This is a genomic window from Ruegeria sp. AA3, assembly GCF_056542905.1.
On record NZ_JBQGAQ010000004.1, the window covers coordinates 116099 to 140220 of the forward strand.

The window sequence follows — 24122 nt, forward strand, 5'->3', positions numbered from 1 at the left end:
GCACGTTTGGCATTGTTTGCGCTAAAGTCCCGCAAAACCAATGCGGGAGGGGCGCAGGCATGACCTATATTCTGGCAATCGATCAGGGCACCACATCGTCTCGTGCGATCCTGTTTGACGCGCAAATGCAGCGCGTCGGCACTGCGCAGCACGAGTTTACGCAGCATTTCCCGCAGGAAGGCTGGGTCGAACATGATGCCGAAGAAATCTGGGACAGCGTCCTGACCGTTTGCCGGGAGGTGTTGGAAACCACGGGTGTTGCCGCCAGCCAGATCGCGGGAATTGGGATCACCAATCAACGCGAAACCACAGTTATCTGGGATCGCGCCACCGGTGCCCCGATTCACAACGCGATTGTCTGGCAAGACCGGCGCACTGCTGAAATTTGCGAACGTCTTCGCAAAGCGGGGTGCGAAGATGACGTGATCGCCCAGACGGGGCTGCTGCTGGACCCTTATTTCTCGGGCACAAAGGTCAAATGGCTTCTGGATACCGTGCCAGGCGCGCGCGACCGTGCCGCCGCGGGAGAGCTGCTGTTCGGCACAATCGACACCTTCCTGATCTGGCGACTGACCGAAGGGCGCATGCACGCCACCGACGCCACCAACGCCGCTCGTACATTGCTGTTCGACATTCACAAGGGGGAATGGAGCAGCGAGATTTGTGACTTGCTGGACATCCCCCAGGCCTTGTTGCCCGATGTGCGGGATTGTGCCGCAGATTTCGGATCAACATCCCTGTTTGGTAGTGAAATCCCGATTCTCGGCGTGGCAGGGGATCAACAGGCTGCCACCATCGGGCAGGCCTGTTTCCAGCCGGGCATGATGAAATCCACCTACGGCACGGGATGTTTCGCGCTGCTCAATACCGGTGCGCAGCCGGTTGAATCGAAGAACCGCCTGCTGACCACCATTGCCTATCAGCTGGACGGGCAGAAAACTTATGCACTTGAGGGCTCGATCTTCATCGCCGGTGCGGCAGTGCAATGGCTGCGCGATGCGTTGCAAATCATCGAAGCCGCACCGCAAAGCGGTGAACTGGCCGCGCAAGCTGATCCAAACCAACATGTTGTCCTTGTGCCTGCCTTTACCGGGCTCGGTGCGCCCTATTGGAAACCCGATTGCCGCGGCGCAATCTTTGGCCTGACCCGCAATTCCGGCCGCGCCGAAATCACGCGCGCCACGTTGGAAAGCATTGCGTTCCAAACCCGCGACCTATGGCACGCAATGCAGGGCGATTGGGGGGCCGAGGCTGACGTGATCCTGCGCGTCGATGGCGGAATGAGCGCATCGGACTGGGCCATGCAGGGGCTTTCGGACATTCTGGGCGCGCCCGTTGACCGCCCGGTGATGCAGGAAACCACCGCGCTGGGTGCCGCATGGCTGGCGGGAATGAAAGCAGGTGTCTACCCGGATCAGGCAGGATTCGCCGAAACCTGGAATCTTGACTGTCGGTTTGAACCCCAGAAGGCCGAGGCCGACCGAGACGCGGCCTATGCGCGCTGGCAGCGGGCCGTTCAGGCGACCATGGCGTTCTAGCTGTGGTCCTTCATCAGACGCTGTTTCTGGCGTGACCAGTCGCGCTTGGCCTGTGTTTCGCGCTTGTCGTGCAGTTTCTTACCCTTGGCGATGCCGATCTTCAGCTTCGCCCGGCCTTTGTGGTTGAAGTACAGCACCAACGGCACCAGCGTCATACCCTTGCGCTGAGTCGCGTTCCACAGGTTTGCCAACTCCTTGCGCGACACCAACAGCTTACGGCGGCGGCGTTCTTCGTGTTTGAAGACCTTCGCCTGTTCATAGGGCGCGATATAGCTGTTGATCAGCCACAGCTCTCCATCATCAACCGACGCATAGCTTTCAGCAATGTTCGACCCGCCCGCGCGCAGAGATTTGACCTCGGACCCTTCCAGTACGATGCCGCACTCGATATCGTCTTCGATCGCGTAATCGAATCGTGCACGCCGGTTTTCGGCAATCACTTTGTAATTCGGGTCAGTTTTCTGCTTTTGCTTGGCCATGACGCGTTGATGTATTCCGCTTGCGAGCGCCTTGCAAGACAGAGTTACGATTTGGCTGAGATAATCAAGTCAGGCCCAAAGATCGTATCCGCGTGGTTGTGCAGATAAATCTTGAGCCATGGCGTAAAGCGGTTCGGATGCCGTTTCACCTCAGCCAGCAGATCGTGATAGTCGACCCAACGAATATCCATCACTTCGTCAGGATTAGGCTCGATTTTCAATGGTCCACGCACGTGCGCCAGAAAGACATCGACCACCTCGTTCTCAACCATGCCATTGCCAACGTCGGCTTGATATTCAAGCTTGTGGCGATATTCAGGATATAGCCCGGTAATGCCCAGCTCCTCGCGCAGACGACGTACCGCGCAATGCGAGGCGCTTTCTTCCCAATCTGGATGTGTGCAGCAGGTATTCGCCCAAAGACCCGGCGTGTGATATTTGCCCATCGCCCTGCGCTGCAGCAATATCTCGGTTCCGCGCACAACGAAGACCGATACGGCCTTGTGCTTGAGGCCTTTCTCGTGTGCCTCAAGCTTGTCAACGGGGGTCAGTTCGCCTTCAACCCAGGCCGGGATCATGATTCCCATCTGTCGTCTCCTGTTGGCGAATCCCGGCGCTCAAAGTCATGCCGGTATTTATCCAAAGTGACGCCGATGGAGGCATCGTTCAACCGCACGAAAGGCCGCAGGGGCTGCGGCCTTTTGCACTTTTATACATGATCTAGACGAACCTAGTTATTCGCCCGAAACGCTCACGATATAAGCGTAAACGTCTTCAGCGCCCTTTTTCAGTTTAAAGGTCATTTTTGACTTGGCCGAGGTTTCACCCAGATAGTCTTTAAGAAACGCTTTGGGGTCCTGGGCGTAAGAAACAAAAGTCTCTTCATCCCAGACCAAGCCGTTTTCACCCGCTTCGACAATGCTGTCGCCGTATTTGAACCCTTCGACAGTGCCGGCCGTACGACCCGCTACACCATAGAGGTTCGGTCCGGTCTTGCCGCCTTTGACGATCACTTCACCGGCGGGATCAGCGATCAGGTGACAGGATTTGCATTTGTTAAAGGCTTTCTTGCCAGCTTCGGCGTCACCTTCAGCATAGGCGGGAAGGGCCAGCAGACCAGCAATTGCGGTGGCAAGGATACGATTCATAGCTTTTGCTCCGATACGAATTGGCTGCACAGAAAGGACCTTTGGCGCAGCAGAGAGTCAACGCGCAGATTGCCGCGCGAGAGCACTGTGTCACAGCAGATACTAGTTCGTCCTTAACTTAAGTCATGTACGGCAGACCAGCAGGGTAGAAGATCGCCTGCACTGGGTGACGCCAAATAGACCGCGCGCGCAATCGCCCGCGCCAGACAGATTGAGGTCGCGTGGCCGATCATCGCCATTGCTTCGACCTCAACTTCACGGGCAGCTGTGCTGAGGCCAAATACAAGATCTCCATCGCCGGGCGTGTGCGCGGGAACAATGGCGCGGGCGATGCCATCATGGGCAGCCACCGCCATTCGCTGGCATTGCGGTTTGGTCAGTGCAGCGTCGGTTGCAACGATAGCAATGGTTGTGTTTGTCCGATCTGGCTGGGCTGGTTTCATGGCCTCCGCCTTGCGGCTGGTGTGGATGCGGCCAAGATCCGAGGCCGGATCCGGACCATGCCCGCCAAACTCGGAACCGATCTCGAATGGTGCCGCCCAAAAATGGCGATCTCCGGGCGTACTCACACTGCCCAGCGGGTTGGCTGCAACCAGTGCTCCAACAGTTGTTCCATCCTCAAGTACTAGCGAGGCCGAGCCCAGTCCTCCCTTATGCATTGCCGCCAATGCGCCGGTTCCGGCCCCGGCAGTCCCCAGTTCAAATTCTGGTGAGGCGTTCAGATATGCGGCATTCCCCAGCGCGCGATAGGGGTTTTCGACCCAGTCCTTATCTCCGCCATTAAGCAAATCGAACAGAATCGCCCCCGGCACTATCGGGACGATCGCCGAACCAGCTACATAACCGCGCCCCTCTGCGCGCAAAGCATCGGATACACCCGAACAGGCATCCAGCCCAAAGGCCGATCCTCCGGAAAGCGCAATCGCATCAACCCGGTCAACGGATTTGTCGGCCGCCAAGAGATCGGTTTCACGCGTGCCCGGCGCCCCACCCATAACATGCACCGAAGCGGTGAAAGAGTGATCCGCAGTCAAGACGGTTGTGCCCGATTTCAACGCATCATCCTGCGCATTGCCGACCTTCAGGCCCGGGACATCGGTGATCAGGTTTTTGGGGCCGGGTATCATCGAAACCTCTGATGTTGGGCAGATAAGCGTGCCGCGGCGCGCTGCCTCCGGCGGGGATATTTATGGCCAGATGAAGGGTGGATCAGATGCATCGGCCCCCATCCACCTCAAGCGCGGTGCCTGTGATCATGCTGGCCTCGTCCGAGCACAGGAAACAGGCGGCGTTGGCCATGTCTTCAGGGGTCGAAAAGCGGCCCAGCGGGATGGTCGAGAGGAACTTGGCGCGAATTTCCGGTGTGTCTTCGCCCATGAAGGATTTCAGCAGAGGCGTTTCTCCTGCTACCGGACAGATCGCATTGACACGTACGCCCGATGGTGCGAGTTCCACCGCCATCGTTTTTGTTGCCGTGATCATCCAACCTTTGGACGCGTTATACCAGTTCAGATTGGGGCGCGGCGACAGACCTGCTGTTGAGGCCACGTTCAGGATCGCGCCCAATCCGCGCGCCTTCATGCCCGGCACAAAGGCGCGCGCTGTCAAGTAGACAGATTTCATGTTCACTGCAAAAACCCGGTCGAAGTCAGCTTCACTGACCTCTTCCAGTGGCGTTGGCATATGAGTCACGCCCGCATTGTTCACCAGAACATCAAGCGACCCGAAATCACTGTGTACGACATCAGCCATGGCCTGAACGGAGTCCACATCCGAGACGTCAACTTGCTGAGAAATGGCATCCTGGCCCAATGCAGCGGCCATATCGCGGGCGGCATCGCCGTTGATATCGGCAATCATAACGCGGGCACCTTCGGAAAGGAACTTTTGCACAATTCCCGCACCGAACCCGGATGCACCACCGGTCACGATTGCGGTTTTACCCTCCAGCCTCATGTTGTTGCCCTCCTGCCCTTGTTGCGGGTCAGACTATCAACCAAGAGCCGAGATGCCAGTTCATTCTTCGGACACTTTGCCCCGCAGCGCCTTTACATCGCCGCGTGCTTTTTTGGCTGCCAATCGACGCTTGACCGAGCCATAGGTCGGTTTCGTTGCAATCCTACGCTTGGGTTTGACCAAGGCGCGGGCAATCAGTTCCCCCAGCCGGGCGCGCGCAATCTCGCGGTTGCGGGCCTGGGAACGGGTTTCTTCGCATTGGATGACAATCGCTCCGTCCTTAGTCCATCGCCGCCCAGCAATACGTTTCAATCGATTTTTGACCGGGTCGGGCAAGGAGGGTGAGCGCGCTGCTTCGAACCGCAATTCAACCGCCGTCGATACCTTGTTCACGTTCTGCCCACCCGGACCAGAAGACCGCACAAAGCTTTCCGTCATTTCCCAGTCTTGCAGGGTGATATCGTCGTTGATGCGCAACATGGGTCAGACCATACTAGGCACAGGTAAAAACAGAAAGGGCCGCCCCGGTGGGACGGCCCTTCGAAAGTTCAGGAGGTGGGGTCGGTTAGATCAATCGACCAGCCGAAGCGAGCGCTCCGCCAAGGGCTGCCTTAACAGGCGATCCCCCCGGTTGTTCCGACACCTCTCTCCAATCTCTTTCTCGACACTGGATCACCTCCTTTTCTATCTGTTGCGGTTAGAAAGGAGCGTGACACAACTTGTGCCAATCTCAAAGAACTTTTTTACGCAGGCTGTGCAGCGGTCAAGCGGGCAACGATCACTTTGAACGGAATCAACGCGATCAAAGCCAGTGACAGTTTCACAAGCCAATCTGCGAAAGCCAGTGTCACCCAGAGCGGCGCCATCGGGCCAGACAGCATGAATGGCACAGGCTCCCACGCCCAACTGATCGCAGCGTCAGCATTGGCACCAAAGAAGGTGACCGAAGCCGAGAAGGCGATGGTGAAGAACAGCGCGGTGTCCAGTGCAGACCCAACCAGCGTCGAGACCAGCGGTGCGCGCCACCAGCGTCCGCCACGCAGTGAATTGAACACCGTGACATCGGTCAGTTGTGCGATCAGGAACGCGGTGCCCGAGGCGACGGCAATCCGCAGCGGTACGGCGGCATAGGTGAAGCCGTCACCCTGCAGCATGATCTGGCTGCCGATCAGCGAGCAGATGATACCGGTGACAAAACCGGCAAACACGACCTTGCGGGCTGGACCTACGCCATAGACGCGATTCATGATGTCCGTGACCAGGAAGGCCAGCGGATAAGTGAAAGCACCCCAGGTCAACAGCCCATCAAAGATGAGGAACTGGACCAGGATGTTTGAGGCCACGACAATGGCGGCCATGGCAATGATGCCGGGAATAAAGCTGCGTTGCATTTTCAGATGCCCGTTTTGACAAGGTAGCGGCGACTTGGCCCCAGGTTCATCCCAAGGCAGGCCGTGCGTTTAGACCTTTGATAACGACCTGTCAATCGGGCAACAGGTATTCAACCACTTCTGTCCGTTGCAGTGCCAGAAAGTTGTCGTCCGAGATCATCGTAGCGCGCAAACGCATCTGACCGTCGCGCCAGATCGACAATCCTTCGAGGTTGTCGTGAAGTCCGGTGCCGGTTTCAAGTAACACTTCTTCGGACTGAGGGGCATCATTGACAATCTCCCATCGACGCAGGCGCGTTCGAAAGCCAATGAATGCTACGGCACGCTCAAGTACATAAAACCTCCCGTCAGGACCGAATTCAGCGGCAACTGGTAGGAACTTTCCGCGCGCGGGCAGAACAAAGGGCGTTGACCAGCGGCTGCCATCCCACCGATAGATCGGGATATCCCCGCGAAGGGTTCTGCTTTTTTCAGTCAGTGTATAAAGCCGTCCCAGATTGTCGATCGCCAGCGCTTCGAATGACCCGTTGCGGTCCAAATTCAGAAACTCTCGTGGACGCGGCAGAACCCGTGTATTTGTGTTGTGCGCCATATAATGTACGATGCGGTGAACACCTTCGAACGAGATGTATATACTTTCATCCGAAGCAACCGCAATCCCTTCGGAATCCCCTGCCCGTCCCTTCAGGACGCGCCCGTTGCTAGACAGGATTGGCCATTGCCCGAGAATTTCGATACCGATGATCTTATCACCGTCCCGATTGACCCGCGCTGTGATCAGCCTTGACCGGTCACTGATCGCGATCAAACGTTCGCCGCCTTCTGCGATGTGAATCGCCGAAAATCCACCAAACCAATCAGAAGTGTTGCGCCAGACGTAAGTATCCAGCAACGAAGCCCGCTTTAGCTCAACTGCCCAAACCTGCCCTGTTAGCAGCAGCGCTAATATCAGTTGGCTTGCAAAACAGCGGTACATTGCTGGGGCAAGTCAGCCAGACGGTATTCTCGTCGTTTCTTTGGTGGAGGCGCATTTGGGTCGGGTGGAGGCGGGTTGAGGATATTGCGGACCCATTGTTCCGCTTCTGCACAGCCATCGCCCTTGGGAGGTGGATCCTGATTGACGCAGCCTTTCGATCCCCTTGGGCATTTCAGACGCACATGAAAATGATAGTGATGCCCCCACCACGGTCGGATTTTACGCAGATAGGCTTTGTTGCCCTTCTCGTCATTGCACATCTGCACCTTGGCACCAGGGAACACAAAGATCCGGGCAACGCGCTTGTCCTTGGCGGCTTCGCGCAACACCGCATGATGCTGCTTGGTCCAGTTGCCGTTGACATAGGCGCCGTTCGCGCGGCGTAAGGATATGGACGAGATATTCTCGCGCGCTTTACGGCTAAGGCGCATGTTGTCGCCCGGCAGCATCCATATGTCGATATCCAGCCCTAATTGGTGAGAGCGATGGCCAGAGGTCATTGGCCCGCCCCGTGGTTGGCTGATATCGCCAATATAGAGACCATTCCACCCCGGTTGCTTGGCTGCAAACCGACTGAGATCCTGAACATAGTCGATCGCCTGCGGATGCCCCCAGTTGCGATTGCGGGACAGGCGCATCGCCTGCCATGTTGGCCCAGTTTCGGGCAATTGCACCGACCCTGCAGCGCACCCGCGCGAATAACTGCCGAAAGCCGCTGATTTTTGCTGAGACCCCACCTTCTGGGCCCCGAACAATTGCTTGGCCAGCGGTTGCGCACCCGCCGTGCCTGCCAGTGTCATCACCGTTAAGACGGCTAAAAAACGTAATAAAATCATCTGCTCTGATCCCCTTCCGGTTTCACCCAGCGCATCAGGACTAGTCCTAGAATAAACAACAGAATGATCGGTGACACCCCCAGTCTTGCACTACCGGTCACTGCCGTTGCTATTCCGATCAAAAGCGGCGCTGCAAAGGCCGTTGCCCGACCCGAAAGCCCATAAAGCCCAAAACTTTCAACCGGGGTGGCGGGATCAGTATGGCGCACCATCATAGATCGGCTGGCCGATTGCAGGATGCCTCCCATACCGCCGATCAGAATTCCGCATCCGAAAAACGCCATATCCGGCAAGCCAGAGCCTTCGGGCAATGAAATTCCGTAAATCTGTGTTCGATCCATCGACACAACCGTCAAGCAGACAAAGATCAAAACCCAAATGGCGACCAGTATCACCGGTTTAGGGCCGTATTTCCGATCCATCTTACCGCCGACCCATGCGAAGATGGCCGAAGCCAGCACGCTGACGATCCCGAACACACCGATCTTGACGATATCCCATTCCAGGACCAGTGCAGCGTATGTTCCACCAAACGTATATAGCCCGTTCAGAGCGTCGCGGTAAAACATCGATGACCCAAGATATGTCGCCAGGCTCACCCGATGACGCAAGGCAGCGACGGATTTTCCCAGCAACCGCAAGGCTTCGCCCACGCTGCCTTGTTTATCAGTATTCGGGTCGTCCCTGACCCAAAGAAAATACGGCACCATGAACAGGATGAACCACCCGGCTGTGAAGGGCCCGACAAACCGAGTACCTTCCTGCGTTGCCGCATCCAGACCGAACATCGGGTCTATCCCGATCAGGGTTTTGCCATTGGGCTGCTCGACGAACAGTGCCAGCATAATCGCCAGCGACAGCAGTCCTCCGAAATAGCCAAACGCAAAACCTGATCCCGAGATCTCACCGACCTCACTGTCATCCCCCAAATCAGGCAGCTGAGAATTGATGAAGATGAGCGCATATTCGGCCCCCACAAAGCCCAGCCCAAAGGCCGAAATCATCAGCCACATATTCGAGCCATCAGGCATCGTGTACCAAAGCGCCGCGGATCCCACCGCGTACATCAGCGAAAATCCAAATATCCAAGGGATACGCCGTCCCGAGACATCTGCCATCGCGCCCAGCAATGGCGCACCAAAGGCAATGATCAGCCCGATAATGGTCATGCCGTTCGCCCAGACAACCTGCGCCTGCGCCTTGGCAGCCTCCTCCACCAGACCTGATGTCAGATAATACTGTGCAGCAACACTTACAAAATATGGGCCAAATACAAAGGTCACCAGCAAGGTGTGATAGGGCTGCGAAGCCCAGTCGAAAAACCACCAGCCCCAGATGCGCTTGCGCTTGGAAATTTCCGCCATTTCTGCCCCTGTTCTTGTTGAATTCATAAGAGGGGGCTTTGTGGTAATTCGCAAGCGTTGTGTTGCTGCAGACTTGCTCTTTGGCGCAGGCGCGCTTAGGTCTCTGGGCAATTGACGAACGGAGTGCCCATGCTGTCGCTGATCCAAATCCTGCTTTTGATACTAGACATTGTCTGGTTCATCATTCTTGCCCATGTGATCATGAGTTGGCTGATCAACTTTCAGGTTCTTAACCTGCACCAGCAACTGGTGGCGCAAATCTGGTATGGGCTGAATCGGATATTAGAACCGATTTATAGCCCCATCCGTCGCATCCTGCCCAACATGGGCGGTCTGGATCTGACGCCTCTGGTCGTGCTGATCGGGGTCTATGCCCTGCGGATCATCCTGATCAACAATGCGGTCTATTTCTACTGACCTCTTGTTCACCAAATCTTAGTATGTGATGGTCCTGTCTTAAGAGCAGATAAACCTTAATACAGGACCCTCCGGCACATGTTCGACTCCGCACCCTTGTTGCGAGACGTCTTTGGATTCGACGACTTCCGCCCCGGGCAGGAAGAGATCGTCGATGCCGTGACCGCGGGCGAAAACGTGCTGGCCATCATGCCGACCGGTGGTGGTAAATCCCTGTGTTTCCAACTACCTGCGTTGTTGCGAGACGGGGTAACTGTGGTGATATCTCCGCTCATCGCCCTGATGCGCGATCAGGTACGTGGGCTACAAGAGGCCGGTGTCGAGGCAGGCGCGCTCACCTCGGGCAATACACCTGAGGAAACTGATGCCGTTTGGGATGCTATAGAGGGTGGTCGGCTCAAGCTGCTTTATATGGCGCCGGAACGGCTGGCTGCAGGGTCTGCGCTGGGAATGCTACGTCGGATCAACGTCAATCTGATTGCCGTGGACGAGGCACATTGTGTTAGCCAATGGGGCCATGATTTCCGCCCTGATTACCTGCGGATCGGAGAGCTGCGTCGCGCTTTGAGCGTGCCCCTCGCCGCATTTACAGCGACAGCGGATGCGGAAACGCAGGAAGAGATCGTCGAAAAGCTGTTCGACGGTGTTGAGCCGCGTAAATTCCTGCGCGGGTTTGACAGACCCAATATCCATCTGGCCTTTGCCGCCAAGGATGGACCGCGCAAACAAGTCCTAGATTTCGCTGCCGCCCGAAAGTCCCAATCCGGCATCGTCTATTGCGGCACCCGCAACAAGACCGAAGTGCTGGCGCAAGCCCTGCGCGCCGAAGGTCACACGGCCTGCCACTATCACGGCGGGATGGAGGCCGAAGATCGCCGCAGCGTCGAGACCCGCTTTGCGCGCGAGGATGGGCTGATCGTCGTCGCCACTGTCGCGTTTGGCATGGGTATCGATAAGCCCGACATCCGCTGGGTCGCGCATGCCGATCTGCCTAAATCGATCGAAGCTTACTATCAGGAAATCGGCCGCGCCGGGCGCGATGGTGGTCCTGCCGAAACCCTTACTTTGTTTGGCCCTGACGATATCCGACTGCGACGCTCTCAGATCGACGAAGGACTGGCCCCACCTGAGCGGCGAATGGCGGATCATGCACGCCTGAATGCGTTGCTTGGATTGGCCGAGGCACTGAAATGCCGCCGCCAGACCTTGCTCGGGTATTTCGGAGAACAGATCGAACCTTGCGGCAAATGCGATCTTTGCGACAGCCCTCCTGAAGTGTTCGATGGCACCACGCCGGTTCGCATGGCCCTGTCCGCTATTTTGCGCACAGAAGAATGGTTCGGCGCGGGTCATCTGATCGACATCCTGTTGGCCAATGAGACCGACAAAATCCGCGCGCGGCGACACGACAACCTGTCAACCTACGGCATCGGCAAAGACTGGTCGCGCCCGCAATGGCAGGCAATCTTCCGGCAGATGATAGGGCACGATTTGGTCCGTCCCGACCCCGAACGCCACGGTGCACTGCGCATGACCGAAACCGCCAAACCGATCCTGAAAGGTGAGGCGCAGATCGATCTACGCAAGGATACCATCCGCAAAGCCACACGTCGGCCCGCGGTCAAGGCGATGGTGTCCGAGGAAGACGCGCCGCTGCTCTCGGCGCTCAAGGCCAAGCGGCGCGCATTGGCCGAGGCCGCGCGGGTTCCGGCTTATGTCATCTTCCCAGATCGCACCCTGATCGAAATGGCGGAGTCCCGACCCGCAAATCTGGACGATATGGCCCGGATCAGCGGCATTGGGGCAAAAAAGTTGGAGCGCTATGGTGCGACCTTCCTTGAGGTGCTGATCGGCGCGGTAGAAGAGTTGCACCCGGCACGGCGCAAGCTTGCCGGCCGCGATCAGGGCGACATCTACGATCAGTTGCTTGAGGTTCAATCACAATTGTCGCGAGGCCCCGACGGGATCGACAAACCACTGAGCTGTTCGGCATCGCAACTGGCCAAGGTGGCGCAATTGCGCCCGGATGATCCACGAGCGATGGAGCAGGTTCTGGGCGACCGTCGTCACGAAAGGTTTGGCGCGGCGTTTCTGGACGTGCTGCAGCAAGCGGGCTAGATACGAGCCAACAGGTAAGAAACGAGGGCGGATATGCTGGTAGTGATTTCCCCGGCCAAGCGGCTGGATTGGGCAGAACGAAACGTCCAAGTGACCCAACCCGATTTTCAGGACGACGCAATCCGCTTGTCGAAGACTGCACGCAACTTGACCCTGGGCGATTTGAAAAAACTAATGGATCTGAGCGATGATCTGGCCCGCCTGAACCGTGACAGATATCGCGTGTTTTCAGATGCACCCGAGCCAGATGCGACACGCCCCGCCGCCTTGGCCTTTGCGGGTGATACGTATCAGGGTCTTGAAGCCGCGTCGCTGGACGCGGATGAAATGGCGTGGGCACAGGATCACCTGCGCATCTTGTCCGGGCTTTATGGCGTATTGCGCCCGCTGGATGCCATTCAGGCTTATCGGCTTGAGATGGGCAGCAAGCTGAAAACCCGCCGTGGCAAGAACCTGTATGAATACTGGCGCGATCAGTTGAGCAAGGCGTTGAACGCCCAAGCTGCTGAGGCTGGCAGCAAAGTTCTGGTGAACTGCGCCAGCCAGGAGTATTTCGGTGCGGTCGACCTGAAAGCGCTGAAGCTACACGTTGTGACACCGGTATTCATGGAGGACAAGGGCGGCACCCCCAAGATCGTCAGCTTCTTTGCAAAGAAGGCGCGTGGTGCGATGGCCCGGTACATCATTCAACATCGACTGACCGACCCCAAAGGCCTGCTGGATTTTGATAGCGGCGGGTACGAATACCGGGCCGATCTGTCGGAAGACGACAAACCCGTGTTTGTACGCCCCTATCAGGCCTGATCAAGCATCGAAGGATCGTAAGCCACAAGTTCCACCGTGTTCCCCTCGGGGTCTTGGGTGAAGATGCCGCGCCAACCGATCCAGCCGAAATGCTCAACCCGATAGGGCTGGTCGATCTGGTCGTACCAGCGCATGACAGCGTCCTGTTCTGCAAAGGGCAACGACAGTGCGATATGGTGCAGGGCTGAGGCGCCCCCTGTTACCGGCACTGCCATGCCAGTCTGATCCGATCCACGCTCAGAGCCAACAGTTTGGTGAAACAGGGCCAGCACCTGTGTATGCCCGCTGAACCCTTCAGCGATGCGAAAAAAGGTGATGGCGCTGTTATGGTCACCTTGCAATCGCTGCAACCCGATCACCTTCTCATAGAATTGCACCATTGCCGCCATATCGGCGCAGCGAATTGCAATCTCGCCCAATCCTCGGGGACGAAAACCGCGCTCATCTGACATCAATCGATCCTATTCCGTGCCTTCACCGTCTGCACCGACCGCACAAGCCTCGGCAGGTCGATGTTCCAGTATCATCTTGTGGATCAGTTTCTTGTGCAACGGTTTGGTCAGGTAATGATCAAGCCCCGCCGCCAGTATGCCCTGGTCATCCCCTGTCATGGCATGGGCCGTCAGGGCCACAATGGGGACATGGCGATCTGTTCCAATTTCGCGTCGCCGGATTTCACCTGTCGCCTCTTTGCCATCCATCTTCGGCATCGAGATATCCATGAAGATCAGATCCGGATCAAAGCGGGCGAAGGTTTCGACCGCCTCCAACCCGTTGGAGACAAATTTCAAATCGATGTTCAGCTCCTTAGTCATCTTTCGAAGGATCAACTGATTGGTTCGATTGTCTTCGGCTGCCAGAACCCGCATCAGCCTCTGTTCCTGCGGAACTTGTACATGAGTCTCGGGATCAGAGGCGTCGTTGTCACTGCGATCCGGCTTGAATACAGGTGCGCCCAGCGCCATCAGCCGCGAATACAGCTCGGCGCGCGGGATGGGTTTTTGCAACACGCCATTAATGAGCCGATGGGCCGGATCGGCGTGGATCACACCTGGATTGGCCGACATCACCACGATTGGCAGATCACCCCATCCTTTGTCACGCAGAGTGGTGGCAAGCTCCAACCCATCCATGTCTGGCAGATCGTGATCGCACAGGACCAGATCAATCGTTTTGTCCATTGCAGCCAGCGCTTCGGCCCCCGTCGAACAGGTCAGCGCCTGAGACCCGAGGCGGTCTAATTGCTTGGTCAGGATGGCACGGTTGACGGCCATATCTTCGACCACCAAAACACGCCCCAATTGCCCCGCCAAATCGGGTGGAATAGGTTGCGGACCTTCAGCAGTGGGCAACGATATGCGGAAACCGAAGCAAGATCCTTTGCCCGCATCGCTTTCGACCCAAACGACACCGCCCATCATCGAGATCAGACGCTTGGTGATCGCCAGCCCCAGACCCGTGCCTTCGAACTGGCGGTTCTGGGCATCCTCGACCTGATTGAATTCACCAAAGATGTGCGGGACCTTGTCAGCCTCAATCCCGATGCCCGTATCCTCGATGGCTACGTGGATATCGCAGCTTTCTGTGGTCATGTCTGGTACGCCTGTCACACGGATCAATACATGGCCTTGTGCAGTAAACTTCACCGCGTTCCCCACGAGGTTGGTCAGAATCTGACGAATCCGCCCCGGATCACCTACAAAAAGCGTGGGCAGGAACAGGTCATAATCCACTAACAAAGTCAGGCCTTTGTCGCGTACGCTAGGCTGCAACAGCATAGCGACCTCTAGGATACAGCGCTCAAAATCGAACTGCTCGGGGTGCAGCGTCAACTTGTCGGCCTCGATCTTTGAATAGTCGAGAACATCGTTGATGATGGCCAGCAGTGCCTCGCCCGAATTACGAATTGTGCTGACATAGAGCCTTTGTTCTTCGTTCATCGGAGTTTCGGTCAGCAGTTCGGTCATGCCAACGATCCCGTTCATCGGCGTGCGAATCTCATGGCTCATATTTGCCAGAAAGGCGGATTTGGCCCGGTTGGCAGCCTCGGCCCGTTCACGCGCGGCGTTCAGTTCGGCCTCATGCCGGACCGAGGCGGTGATGTTCAGCGCAAGGCTCAGCACGTCGCCGCCGTGGCCCCGCTGATCGATCAACCGGATATACTGGCCGTTCCACAGCTGGATCACTTGAGGTTCGGGGTGCGGTTGCGCCCAGCGTGCGAGCATACGGGCCTGCCAGTTCGCGATCTTTTCCGCGCCGATATCCACGATCCCTTCATGGGTCAGAATCTCAAGAATACGCGGATAGCTGATCCCCGGTGCGACCTCTTCCAGCCCATCGAAAACGCTAAGGTAAGCGGCATTGGCACCGATCAGTGTGTTGTTGCCATCGAAAAATGCAAACCCGTCGGGGATGGTCTGGATCGAGTGCCAAAGGCGACGTTCAGCCACCTCTATCTTGGCATTGGCTACGGTCAGATCTGATTTGACCTTTTCGTTTTCATCGCGAACCGTCGCAACCTCGGCCTGAGTCTCATCGATCTGACGTGTCAGAGCGATGGCATGACGCCCCAGTTTGCGGTTGGCGGCAGAGAGCTCGGCCTGTTTCAGATGCAACAGGCGCTCAGCAGCCAATCGCGCGCGCCGTTCCCGCGCCAGTTTCTCAGCAAGACTCATGTAAAATTTTCCCGCGATAATCTGCTCAGAGCATCGCGGGAGAGCGTGAAAAAGTGCTTAAGCCGCGCTAGTGACGCCCCTCGCGCAACCAACCGGCCAAGAGGAACCCACCGGCCAGCAGCAACACCAGCCAGGGGGGAAGCAACCCGGCCTGTGTAACATCGCGGGTTTCGTAGGCGTCGCGCGGTGTCAGCCCAATCCAGCCCCGTCCTGCTGCCGGTCGGCCCACACGGACGTTCCGGATTGAGGGCAGGCCCTCTTCCACCCGAATCGAACCGCCGCGCAGGCTGGCCAGAACCGGGCTTAGGATTACATCGGTTGCGATCGTGCGTTCGAATTCCTTGGGTGCGGCAGGGCCCAGGCCGATCACGGCGGAATGCTCACCCTCTTCCAGTCGGTAAAGGCCAATTTCGGGGCCGAAATACTGCGCCTCGAACCGACCAGGCGAGACCTCGTTCAGCGTGATATCCAAGGTGTCGCCGTTAGGGCGGGTAACGGTCACGGGGCCAACCTCATCCTCCAGCGTCTGGCGGATGATACGCATCGACTGGCCATTCGCTTCGGCCCACAGCGCCTCCTCCTCAAGCTCGGGTTCTTTCATCATCCAGTGGGCCAGCCTGCGGAGTAGCTCCAACTGGGGGCCACCGCCCTCAAAACCGCGGCTCCACAGCCAAGCGTGATCAGAGGCCATCAGCGCCACACGTCCTTCGCCGACGCGATCCAGTACCAGCAACGGACGGTCATCCACGCCGGTCATGAGCATGTCGCCGGATAGCTGGCTGACATCAATCTGGCGCAACCACGCGCCCCATGATTCAGAATCGCCCAGGTCAGTAGTCACCGGGTGGCGCTGGCCCAGATCGGTAACCAGAGGCACATACCGTTCCTCATAGACCCGTGCGCTGGGTTTTGCGGGCAGGACTGGCCCAAGCGGAGAGCGGAAAAGGCTGTCCGCGGTGGCAAAATCGGGGCCCGCAGCAACCAGCACCGCGCCGCCATTGACGATATAGTCTCCCACGTTGTCCAGATAGATCGCAGGCAGGATGCCACGCCGCTTATAGCGGTCAAAGATGATCAGGTCGAAGTCATTGATCTTTTCCAGAAACAGCTCGCGCGTTGGGAAGGCAATCAATGAGAGTTCATCTACCGGCACGCCGTCCTGCTTTTCCGGTGGCCGCAGGATGGTGAAATGGACCAGATCAACCGAGCTGTCGGATTTCAGCAGATTGCGCCACGTGCGCCCGCCAGGATGCGGCTCGCCCGATACCAGCAAGACGCGCAGACGATCCCGCACGCCGTTCATCTGGATAAGGGCGGTGTTGTTGCGTTCGGTCAACTCGCCTTCGGCCTGCGGAACCGAGAACTGGATGACGTTTCGCCCACCATGCGGCAAGGTAATCGGCAACTCTACGTCCACACCGATGGGAATGGTGAAGCGCTCAGGCTCAGCACCGTCGACCGAGATCTCAAGCGGGGCGTTTGTGACACCGACAGGCGCTACGCCGGTATCCTCGACGCGTAGGGTAAGCGTTACAGGCTCTCCGATTATGGCGAATGCAGGTGCATTGCGCACGATCAGCCGACGATCCCAATCACTCGCACGCCCTGTCTGTAACAAATGCATCGGCGCAGGTAGGTCAGGAGCTTGGTCTGCGTCGTGCACTATACCGTCTGAGACCACGATGATGCCTGCAATCCGCGCCCGGGGTTCTTCGGCGAGGGCCGCGTTCAGAGCGGCCATGACCTGCGTGCCTTCATCCCCGTCGCCGTCACCAACCTGAATGCGGCGTAGCTCGGTATTGTCGCGGCCTTCGATTTCAGCCGCAAGCTCGTTTGCGGCCTGAATGGTCTGTTCGGCACGATCCGACAGGGTTTGGCTGGCGCTTTCATCTTCGATCATCAGCACGATATCGGTGAGCGGCGCACGATCTTCGACCTGATATACTGGACCGCTAAGTGCGGAGAGGACAACCAAAGCAGCCAAACCACGCAAAGCCCAACCCGACAAGCCACGCCAGAGCGCCAGCACTACCCCAGCAAGCGCGATGGCGGCGACAACGGCCAAGACGGGCCATGGGATCAGCGGATCAAAGATGACGGTGCCGGTCATTGCCCCAACCTATCCAAAAGGGCGGGCACGTGGACCTGATCGGATTTGTAGTTTCCGGTCAGTACATGCATCACCAGATTAACGCCAAAGCGATGGGCCAGTTCACGTTGCCGTTCGCCAGCATAGCCGCGACCCACAGGCAACAGGGACTGACCGTTGCGATCCACCGCCCAGGCCCCGGCCCAGTCATTGCCCCCGATCACTACCGGAGTCACGTTGTCATTGAGATTGCGGAACGGCATCCCCTCGATCTGCTCGGCATTCGGCGGCGCGGCTTCGACCCAGACTTCGGTGCCGGAATAGCGACCGGGGAAATCCTGCAGCAGATAAAAGGCGCGAGTGAGAACATGATCACGCGGAACCGGCTCTAATGAGGGAATATTTAGCGGCGCAGCCAATTGCTGCAGCTTGCGCCCATTGGGGCTTGACGCCCCGAAGCCAGCGATGTCGGCGTCGCGCGTGTCAAACAGGATCATCCCGCCTGATCGCAGATAGGCGTTGAGCTTGGCATAGGCCTCGGCCGAAGGTTGCGGCTGATCGGTTGTGATCGGCCAATAAAGCAATGGAAAGAACGCAAGCTCATCGCGTTCCAGATCGACCCCGATGGGATCAGCAGGCTCGACCGAGGTGCGATAATGCAGCGTTTGCACGAGCCCGCGCAGCCCAGCCAGCGCGATATCATCTACTTGCGCATCGCCCGTAAGGACATGCGCCAGCACGAGTTCCTGCGTCGCATTCAGCGCGAAATCGGTATCATCCGGCGTCTGCGCCTGCGCATCCGGAACAACCAGCAATGCGCCCAGCATCACGGCTGCCGCGCGCGCCAGACCCAAACGTCCGGAAAGAGCTAATGACGCGATCACGTCAATCGTCAACAGCACGAGCGCAAGGCTGAGCAACAGACCCGCCAACGGCGTCTCTGTTGTGATATCCTGTCCCCGGATCGGGACATCGGCAGGCCAAACGGCTGGCGTCAGCACCGCATCCTCGGCCAACACATTCCGTGCAAGTTTCTGCTTGCCGCTTTCATAAAGGCCCGGGCGCAAGTCTGGTCCGATCTGGCCCGAGACCAGCTCGACCCCATCGACCCCGGCCAACGTTCCGGCATCGGTCAGAGTACCAAAACCATCCAGTATCTGAACCGGCTCCCACACTGTTCCCTGCATCTGCGCCTCTTGCCGAGATTTGGCGGCAGAAGCGACGGCCAACCGGTCCAACATCTCCACAAATAGGCCAGATAGTGGCAGGCTTGACCATTCTGCATCCGCCGTAACATGGAACAGCACCACCTGCCCCAATCCTAAGGGTTTGCGGGTAACCAAAGGCGTACCATCGGAGAGTGACGCAATCACCCGGTCGGCCAGATTAGGGTCTGGTTGTGCCATCACCTGTGTCGTCACCGTGACATCCTCGGGTATGGTTAGCCCGTAGAATGGCGAGTTTTCTGAGAACGGCGCTAAACCTTTGGCCTCGCCCCAACTCATCGCGCCGCCGACGGAACGGCCACCGCTACGCAGACGTACTGGCAGCAAATCATCTTCTTCATCTCGACCCAGATCGCTTGCGGCCATACGCGGTCCAGCAAAGCGCAGCAGAAGGCCGCCTTGTTCAACCCACTCAATGACCTCAGCCTGTTCTGAACCAGAAAGCCTCGCCACATCCGCGAGCACGATCACATCCGGGTTGGCGGGGAGGACTTCAGTCAAACCTCCTTCAACAAAATCAGCAGTTGGGATCAACACCTGTGTCAGATAGTGGAGCGGTGAAAGCAGCTCTAACCCTTCACGGTTCAGCGTGCCCGCAATCAGCGCCACTTCGCGCCGCCTCAGGCTGTCATCTGTTAGGGTCACCGCACCGGCAGAGCGCTGGCCCTGAAGCTCGAACCGTGTAATTCGAGCGCGCAATTCCGAGGGCAGCGCGAGATCGATTTGCGCCTGTGTAGAGCCGCTTTCAAACTCCAGTGGCGTGGATTGCAGCACGCGCATCGCGCCCGCTGGATCGCGCCCTTGCGCCAGCACAGTAACACTTTCGGCTGGGCCCGGATTGGCACGTAGAACGCGAAGCTGGATCGCTCCGTCCTGATACGTTGCAGGCAGGATCGCGGTCGCGGATGCGGGGGATTGATAAACGATCACTTCGCCCCGCCCCTGCAGGGCCGAAACCAGACGATCATGACCCTCAAACGCCAACTGATCAGAGAACCAGTGGGTGTCAAAACCACCTTCTACCTGTTCCAGTGCGGCCAAAGTTTGGGGAATCTGTGCTTCGGTAGGTTGCCAAGGCATCGGTGTAAGACCTGGCAATCGCCCGCGCCAAGCTTCGGCGGCCTGAAACACAGGGGGCTCAGGTTCGGTCAGGCGTAAGATCGAGACCGGGCGACCAGCACGGCCGGCTTCGGTCAGTTGTGCATCGATCTGATCCAGCGTCGATGACCAGCGCGTCGCACCTGCCCAGCTGGCATCCAGCACCAGCAGCAACGGCCCGGATCCGGTTTCATCGCGCGAGGGATTTAGTACCGGCCCTGCCAGCCCGATGATGATTGCCGCAGCCGCCAGCATTCTGAGCAGCAACAGCCACCACGGCGTGCGGTCCGAGACACTTTCGTCATCCTTCAGGCCCAACAACAACGTCACAGCCGGGAACAGGCGGCGGATGGGCGCTGGTGGGACAGCGCGCAGGATCAACCAAAGGATCGGCAGGGTCAAAAGCCCCAGCAGCACCCAAGGCGCGGTAAAGCCAATTCCCGCCAGAACTGTCATTGCGCCCCCCCATCCAAGGCGCGATAGAGCCACAATAGAGCCGATTGTGCACTGTCACCCGTATGGTGTAGCCCCATCTGCCAGCCGGTCGCGCGGCAAAGATGCGTCAATGCGTCTTTACGCCGTGCAAGGCGATCCAGATAGCGATCTCGTAGGTCTGCAGCTTTCAAAGTCTCATGCCGGGCAGTGCCGCCGACGCTTTCAAAGATGGTACGCCCGGAATAGGGAAAAGACTCCTCGCTGGGATCCAGAAGCTGCATTAGAACGCCGCGAACACCTCGGTCGGCTGCTTTGGTAAGCGCCAACTCAACCTCATCCAGCGGTCCCAGGAAATCCGAGATAAACACTGCGCGCGCATGCGGAATCATCGCGCGGTGTTCGGGTGGTGTATAATCGGTTTGCGAATCCTCAGACCAGGCCTGCGCCAATCTTATGATCTGTGCATTGCCCCTGCGTGGGGGCAGGGTTGTTCCCGTCAAACCAACACGTTCACCGCCACGCACCAGCAGGATGGCCGTTGCAAGCCCCATCAGGCGGGCGCGGTCGATCTTGGTTGGCAAGGTCTTGTCTGAAGCAAACCGCATCGACGCACCCTGATCGACCCAAAGCATGATCGACTGCGCAATCTGCCACTCACGTTCGCGCACAAACTGCTGGTCGCCACGGGCCGAGCGCCTATGGTCAATCATCCGGCGACTGTCGCCGATTTGCGCTGGACGGTATTGCCAGAAATCATCCCCCAGACCCGAGCGTCTGCGCCCGTGATCTCCCAATAACACGGTTCCGGCCAGATGTTCGGCGCGCGCCAAAAGGGGCGGCAGCCGGGACGCCTCGGCCTCGGATCGTTCGCGTAGGGTCTGGGCGGCGTTCACGCCGCAGCCTCGGTGCGGACCAGACCGGCAGCGGTGGACTCGATCAGGTCAGACAGGCTGTCGCCCCGTGCTCGGGCTGCAAAGTTCAGCGCCATGCGGTGGCTGAGAACCGGACGCGCCATGGTCAGCACATCCTCGGCATTGGGGGCCAGTCGACCTTCCAGCATCGCATTGGCACGTACGGTCATCATCAGCGCCTGCGCAGCACGCGGGCCGGGGCCCCAAGCGACGGTTTCCCTCACCCGCTCGGACGCGCCTGCCTCATCCGGGCGGAAGGCACGGACCAGATCGAGGATCAGTTCGACAACCGACTCTCCAACCGGCATCCGGCGCAACAGAACCTGTGCGGCCAGTAATTCTTCCTTAGTGAAAATCTGATGCGCCTCTGCTTCTTCGACACCGGTTGTGGCCAGCAGAATGTCGCGTTCGGTCTGGCGATCCGGATATTCCACATCAACCTGCACAAGAAAACGGTCCAGTTGAGCTTCGGGCAAAGGATAGGTCCCTTCCTGCTCAATCGGGTTCTGCGTGGCCAGCACATGGAATGGCACGCCCAAGTCCCTATCCTCTCCTGCAACGGTCACGGTGCGTTCCTGCATCGCCTGCAGCAGCGCCGATTGGGTCCGGGGGCTGGCGCGGTTGATCTCATCCGCCATCAGCAGCTGGCAGAAGATCGGGCCGGAAATGAACCGGAAATGGCGGCTGCCATCCTCGGCTGTGTCCAATACTTCGGATCCCAGAATATCCGCTGGCATAAGGTCCGGGGTGAACTGGATGCGATTGCCATGAAGGCCCATGACCGTCGACAGCGTCTCGACCAGCCGTGTCTTGCCAAGCCCCGGCAATCCGATCAACAACGCGTGACCGCCGCACAACAAGGCGGTCAAGGTCAGATCGACGACCTTTTCCTGCCCGATAAAGCGGCGGGTGATCGAGGCTTTGGCCTCTTGCAGCTTGTTTTCCAGCGCTTCGATCTCGGACACGAGGTCGGCAGGTTCGGACATGAGGTTCCCTTCCGTGGACTGTTATGATTGAAGTGTATCGCGCTGAGAGGAAATGGCAAAAGCAATGAGCGGACAAAAACCCGTGACCCCCTCGCCCGACGGTCTGGCGGCATCGGTCAAAGCGGCCAAAACACGGGGTTTACCGCCCGTTCACCTATGGAATCCTCCGTTTTGCGGCGATCTGGACATCCGGATCGCAAAAGATGGCTCTTGGAGTTATCTAGGGTCACCCATCACCCGGTTCGAGCTTGTGAAGCTATTTTCCTCAATTCTTAAGAAAGAAGAGGGCAAATATTTTCTGGTTACCCCGGTCGAAAAGGTGGGAATCACCGTCGAGGATGCGCCGTTCATCGCCGTCGATTTCGATCAGGATGGTAAGAGCGACTCCCAGCGCCTGACGTTTACCACGCAGGTGGGCGATACAGCCACTGCTGGGCCTAATCACCCAATCCGTATTGTATTTGATGCGGAAACAGATGAGCCGTCACCCTACATTTTGGTTCGCGACAACCTAGAGGCGCGCATCGATCGCAAGAGCTTTTACCGATTGGTTGAGATCGGCAACCATCATGACGGTTGGTTCGGTGTCTGGTCTGAAGGTCAGTTTTTTCCGCTGATCGCCTCTGCTGCACTTGAAGATTGAACCGGTCGCGGCTTTCGGTCTTGTGCCAACACCACCGCCAGCGCCACGATCGCCGCACCCAGCGCACGGGTCCAGTTCCACTCCTCTCCCAACGCCATCATGATCACCATCACGTAAAATGGCGCGATGTTGATATGGAATGAGGCCAGCGCCACTCCCAATTTCCCAACAGATGCGATGAAGAAAAATTGGCTCAGGCCCAGTGAGAACAGTGCATAGAAAACCAACATTCCCATCTGTGCTGCGTCGACCGACCGTGTGGGCATGACTTCAAACCCCAGAAAACCGGCTACCGGCAACAGTACGACCGCGGTCAGCAACCCTCCGACAAGCGTTATTGTGCAACGGCCCAGCTGGCTGAGCTCGGGGAAATCGCGCGCCGTTGCCATGCTGGCCCAACAAAACAGCGCGGTCGACACCACTGCGCAAACCGCACCGATCCCCAACTGCGCAGGCGCGACGGCGCTGGTCGCAATCAATCCGCCTATGATCGAAATTCCCATACCAATCGCAAATTTCCACCGCAATCGTCGTGTCCCTGCTGCCAGTTCCAAAAGCGTCGCGATCAGAGGTGCGCAAGAAGCGATGATTGCAACCGTGACAGGGTCGGTCAGCTTTTGCGCGACAAGGATTAGGAACATCCCTGTTCCAATCCCCAAGCCGCCAACAAAAAAAGCATGCCCCCAGCGGGCGCGCAGAACGCGCGCTGGCCCATCCAACAGTATCCAGATCGGCACCATAACCAGAACCGCAAGCATCATTCGCGCCGCAAACAGCGCTATTGGCGGCCAGGTTTGCAGCAAAACTTCGGCGGCTGGAAAACCCGCAGCCCAGGTCAACATTGATGCTACCGCTAACGTGTTCCCGGTAAACGCGGCTTGACTGTTATCGGATACAGCAAGGGTGTTCCCGCGCGCGGGTTCAGGGCTCATTGCCATTGTATTCAGACCTTTTGTTGACGCAGCCCCCTGCACCGAGGCACCGCTTGAACCAAAGGTTTTCTGATTCGAAGCCATTGATCTGGCCGATTTT

At 58.0% G+C, this 24122-nt stretch carries 22 protein-coding genes; 5 read left to right on the plus strand and 17 right to left on the minus strand.

Features of this window, described 5'->3' with window-relative positions:
• Positions 1 to 59: 59 nt before the first annotated feature.
• The gene (gene glpK, locus ACR0JR_RS09120; RefSeq protein WP_480455904.1) at positions 60 to 1538 is read left to right on the plus strand and encodes a glycerol kinase GlpK; all 1479 of its coding nucleotides are present in this window, start codon (positions 60 to 62) and stop codon (positions 1536 to 1538) included.
• On the opposite strand, the gene smpB is transcribed toward glpK, so the two are convergent.
• The 10 genes from smpB to ACR0JR_RS09170 form a co-directional block, all read right to left on the minus strand.
• Positions 1535 to 2017 carry an SsrA-binding protein SmpB gene (gene smpB / locus ACR0JR_RS09125; RefSeq protein ID WP_170471555.1) on the minus strand — a complete coding sequence of 161 codons (483 nt, stop codon included), beginning with the start codon at positions 2015 to 2017 and terminating at the stop codon, positions 1535 to 1537. The two genes, glpK and smpB, sit on opposite strands and share 4 nt — an antisense overlap.
• 44 nt (positions 2018 to 2061) lie before the next feature.
• Positions 2062 to 2604 (minus strand): isopentenyl-diphosphate Delta-isomerase, encoded by a 543-nt coding sequence (gene idi / locus ACR0JR_RS09130; RefSeq protein ID WP_480455905.1) that lies wholly within the window; start codon positions 2602 to 2604, stop codon positions 2062 to 2064.
• A gap of 147 nt (positions 2605 to 2751) precedes the next feature.
• Positions 2752 to 3165, minus strand: coding sequence for a c-type cytochrome (locus ACR0JR_RS09135; RefSeq protein WP_010438429.1), 414 nt, complete (start codon positions 3163 to 3165; stop codon positions 2752 to 2754).
• Positions 3166 to 3278: 113 nt separating this feature from the next.
• Positions 3279 to 4292 carry a P1 family peptidase gene (locus ACR0JR_RS09140; protein WP_480455906.1) on the minus strand — a complete coding sequence of 338 codons (1014 nt, stop codon included), beginning with the start codon at positions 4290 to 4292 and terminating at the stop codon, positions 3279 to 3281.
• Positions 4293 to 4374: 82 nt separating this feature from the next.
• Positions 4375 to 5121 (minus strand): SDR family oxidoreductase, encoded by a 747-nt coding sequence (locus tag ACR0JR_RS09145; RefSeq protein ID WP_480455907.1) that lies wholly within the window; start codon positions 5119 to 5121, stop codon positions 4375 to 4377.
• A gap of 60 nt (positions 5122 to 5181) precedes the next feature.
• Positions 5182 to 5601 (minus strand): alternative ribosome rescue aminoacyl-tRNA hydrolase ArfB, encoded by a 420-nt coding sequence (gene arfB, locus ACR0JR_RS09150; RefSeq protein WP_170471545.1) that lies wholly within the window; start codon positions 5599 to 5601, stop codon positions 5182 to 5184.
• Positions 5602 to 5864: 263 nt separating this feature from the next.
• Entirely contained in the window at positions 5865 to 6512 is a 648-nt protein-coding gene (locus ACR0JR_RS09155) for a queuosine precursor transporter (RefSeq protein WP_010438419.1), read from the minus strand.
• A gap of 91 nt (positions 6513 to 6603) precedes the next feature.
• A complete protein-coding gene (locus tag ACR0JR_RS09160; protein WP_480455909.1) occupies positions 6604 to 7488 on the minus strand; it encodes an esterase-like activity of phytase family protein in 885 nt (294 codons plus the stop codon).
• Positions 7461 to 8324 carry a penicillin-insensitive murein endopeptidase gene (gene mepA, locus ACR0JR_RS09165; RefSeq protein ID WP_170542014.1) on the minus strand — a complete coding sequence of 288 codons (864 nt, stop codon included), beginning with the start codon at positions 8322 to 8324 and terminating at the stop codon, positions 7461 to 7463. The genes ACR0JR_RS09160 and mepA overlap by 28 nt, the downstream gene beginning before the upstream one ends.
• The gene (locus tag ACR0JR_RS09170) at positions 8321 to 9715 is read right to left on the minus strand and encodes an MFS transporter (RefSeq protein ID WP_480455910.1); all 1395 of its coding nucleotides are present in this window, start codon (positions 9713 to 9715) and stop codon (positions 8321 to 8323) included. The genes mepA and ACR0JR_RS09170 overlap by 4 nt, the downstream gene beginning before the upstream one ends.
• Positions 9716 to 9817: 102 nt before the next feature.
• Between ACR0JR_RS09170 and ACR0JR_RS09175 the strand changes: the two genes are divergently transcribed.
• The 3 genes from ACR0JR_RS09175 to yaaA all read left to right on the plus strand — a co-directional run bounded on the left by ACR0JR_RS09175 (position 9818) and on the right by yaaA (position 13027).
• On the plus strand, positions 9818 to 10105 hold the full coding sequence (locus tag ACR0JR_RS09175; RefSeq protein WP_010438415.1) for a YggT family protein: 288 nt from the start codon (positions 9818 to 9820) through the stop codon (positions 10103 to 10105).
• A 78-nt stretch (positions 10106 to 10183) separates the two neighbouring features.
• The gene (gene recQ / locus ACR0JR_RS09180) at positions 10184 to 12223 is read left to right on the plus strand and encodes a DNA helicase RecQ (RefSeq protein WP_480455911.1); all 2040 of its coding nucleotides are present in this window, start codon (positions 10184 to 10186) and stop codon (positions 12221 to 12223) included.
• 33 nt (positions 12224 to 12256) lie between these two features.
• Positions 12257 to 13027 carry a peroxide stress protein YaaA gene (yaaA, locus tag ACR0JR_RS09185; protein WP_480455912.1) on the plus strand — a complete coding sequence of 257 codons (771 nt, stop codon included), beginning with the start codon at positions 12257 to 12259 and terminating at the stop codon, positions 13025 to 13027.
• On the opposite strand, the gene ACR0JR_RS09190 is transcribed toward yaaA, so the two are convergent.
• The 6 genes from ACR0JR_RS09190 to ACR0JR_RS09215 all read right to left on the minus strand — a co-directional run bounded on the left by ACR0JR_RS09190 (position 13018) and on the right by ACR0JR_RS09215 (position 22447).
• Positions 13018 to 13479, minus strand: coding sequence for a VOC family protein (locus ACR0JR_RS09190; RefSeq protein WP_480455913.1), 462 nt, complete (start codon positions 13477 to 13479; stop codon positions 13018 to 13020). The genes yaaA and ACR0JR_RS09190 overlap by 10 nt on opposite strands.
• A 9-nt stretch (positions 13480 to 13488) precedes the next feature.
• Complete coding sequence (locus ACR0JR_RS09195) at positions 13489 to 15702, minus strand: response regulator (protein WP_480455914.1); 2214 nt, start codon at positions 15700 to 15702, stop codon at positions 13489 to 13491.
• A gap of 67 nt (positions 15703 to 15769) precedes the next feature.
• The gene (locus tag ACR0JR_RS09200; protein ID WP_480455915.1) at positions 15770 to 17812 is read right to left on the minus strand and encodes a hypothetical protein; all 2043 of its coding nucleotides are present in this window, start codon (positions 17810 to 17812) and stop codon (positions 15770 to 15772) included.
• Complete coding sequence (locus ACR0JR_RS09205) at positions 17809 to 20571, minus strand: DUF4159 domain-containing protein (RefSeq protein ID WP_480455916.1); 2763 nt, start codon at positions 20569 to 20571, stop codon at positions 17809 to 17811. Before ACR0JR_RS09205 ends, ACR0JR_RS09200 begins: the two co-directional genes overlap by 4 nt.
• The gene (locus tag ACR0JR_RS09210; RefSeq protein WP_480455917.1) at positions 20568 to 21443 is read right to left on the minus strand and encodes a DUF58 domain-containing protein; all 876 of its coding nucleotides are present in this window, start codon (positions 21441 to 21443) and stop codon (positions 20568 to 20570) included. Before ACR0JR_RS09210 ends, ACR0JR_RS09205 begins: the two co-directional genes overlap by 4 nt.
• Positions 21440 to 22447 carry an AAA family ATPase gene (locus tag ACR0JR_RS09215; protein WP_170774624.1) on the minus strand — a complete coding sequence of 336 codons (1008 nt, stop codon included), beginning with the start codon at positions 22445 to 22447 and terminating at the stop codon, positions 21440 to 21442. The genes ACR0JR_RS09210 and ACR0JR_RS09215 overlap by 4 nt, the downstream gene beginning before the upstream one ends.
• Positions 22448 to 22511: 64 nt before the next feature.
• Between ACR0JR_RS09215 and ACR0JR_RS09220 the strand changes: the two genes are divergently transcribed.
• The gene (locus ACR0JR_RS09220) at positions 22512 to 23090 is read left to right on the plus strand and encodes a DUF1285 domain-containing protein (protein ID WP_170780241.1); all 579 of its coding nucleotides are present in this window, start codon (positions 22512 to 22514) and stop codon (positions 23088 to 23090) included.
• On the opposite strand, the gene ACR0JR_RS09225 is transcribed toward ACR0JR_RS09220, so the two are convergent.
• The gene (locus ACR0JR_RS09225) at positions 23048 to 24106 is read right to left on the minus strand and encodes a DMT family transporter (protein ID WP_319545595.1); all 1059 of its coding nucleotides are present in this window, start codon (positions 24104 to 24106) and stop codon (positions 23048 to 23050) included. The two genes, ACR0JR_RS09220 and ACR0JR_RS09225, sit on opposite strands and share 43 nt — an antisense overlap.
• Positions 24107 to 24122: the final 16 nt, after the last annotated feature.

Excerpts from the sequence above, each read along its gene's own strand:
- recQ (WP_480455911.1), top strand. The coding sequence starts at position 10,184 with ATGTTCGACTCCGCACCCTTGTTGCGAGACGTCTTTGGATTCGACGAC.
- ACR0JR_RS09205 (WP_480455916.1), bottom strand. The coding sequence starts at position 20,571 with ATGACAGTTCTGGCGGGAATTGGCTTTACCGCGCCTTGGGTGCTGCTG.
- ACR0JR_RS09190 (WP_480455913.1), bottom strand. The coding sequence starts at position 13,479 with ATGTCAGATGAGCGCGGTTTTCGTCCCCGAGGATTGGGCGAGATTGCA.
- ACR0JR_RS09170 (WP_480455910.1), bottom strand. The coding sequence starts at position 9,715 with ATGAATTCAACAAGAACAGGGGCAGAAATGGCGGAAATTTCCAAGCGC.
- glpK (WP_480455904.1), top strand. The coding sequence starts at position 60 with ATGACCTATATTCTGGCAATCGATCAGGGCACCACATCGTCTCGTGCG.
- mepA (WP_170542014.1), bottom strand. The coding sequence starts at position 8,324 with ATGATTTTATTACGTTTTTTAGCCGTCTTAACGGTGATGACACTGGCA.
- ACR0JR_RS09215 (WP_170774624.1), bottom strand. The coding sequence starts at position 22,447 with ATGTCCGAACCTGCCGACCTCGTGTCCGAGATCGAAGCGCTGGAAAAC.
- ACR0JR_RS09175 (WP_010438415.1), top strand. The coding sequence starts at position 9,818 with ATGCTGTCGCTGATCCAAATCCTGCTTTTGATACTAGACATTGTCTGG.
- ACR0JR_RS09135 (WP_010438429.1), bottom strand. The coding sequence starts at position 3,165 with ATGAATCGTATCCTTGCCACCGCAATTGCTGGTCTGCTGGCCCTTCCC.
- smpB (WP_170471555.1), bottom strand. The coding sequence starts at position 2,017 with ATGGCCAAGCAAAAGCAGAAAACTGACCCGAATTACAAAGTGATTGCC.
- arfB (WP_170471545.1), bottom strand. The coding sequence starts at position 5,601 with ATGTTGCGCATCAACGACGATATCACCCTGCAAGACTGGGAAATGACG.
- ACR0JR_RS09220 (WP_170780241.1), top strand. The coding sequence starts at position 22,512 with ATGAGCGGACAAAAACCCGTGACCCCCTCGCCCGACGGTCTGGCGGCA.
- ACR0JR_RS09195 (WP_480455914.1), bottom strand. The coding sequence starts at position 15,702 with ATGAGTCTTGCTGAGAAACTGGCGCGGGAACGGCGCGCGCGATTGGCT.
- ACR0JR_RS09160 (WP_480455909.1), bottom strand. The coding sequence starts at position 7,488 with ATGTACCGCTGTTTTGCAAGCCAACTGATATTAGCGCTGCTGCTAACA.
- idi (WP_480455905.1), bottom strand. The coding sequence starts at position 2,604 with ATGGGAATCATGATCCCGGCCTGGGTTGAAGGCGAACTGACCCCCGTT.
- ACR0JR_RS09200 (WP_480455915.1), bottom strand. The coding sequence starts at position 17,812 with ATGACCGGCACCGTCATCTTTGATCCGCTGATCCCATGGCCCGTCTTG.
- ACR0JR_RS09140 (WP_480455906.1), bottom strand. The coding sequence starts at position 4,292 with ATGATACCCGGCCCCAAAAACCTGATCACCGATGTCCCGGGCCTGAAG.
- yaaA (WP_480455912.1), top strand. The coding sequence starts at position 12,257 with ATGCTGGTAGTGATTTCCCCGGCCAAGCGGCTGGATTGGGCAGAACGA.
- ACR0JR_RS09225 (WP_319545595.1), bottom strand. The coding sequence starts at position 24,106 with ATGGCTTCGAATCAGAAAACCTTTGGTTCAAGCGGTGCCTCGGTGCAG.
- ACR0JR_RS09155 (WP_010438419.1), bottom strand. The coding sequence starts at position 6,512 with ATGCAACGCAGCTTTATTCCCGGCATCATTGCCATGGCCGCCATTGTC.
- ACR0JR_RS09145 (WP_480455907.1), bottom strand. The coding sequence starts at position 5,121 with ATGAGGCTGGAGGGTAAAACCGCAATCGTGACCGGTGGTGCATCCGGG.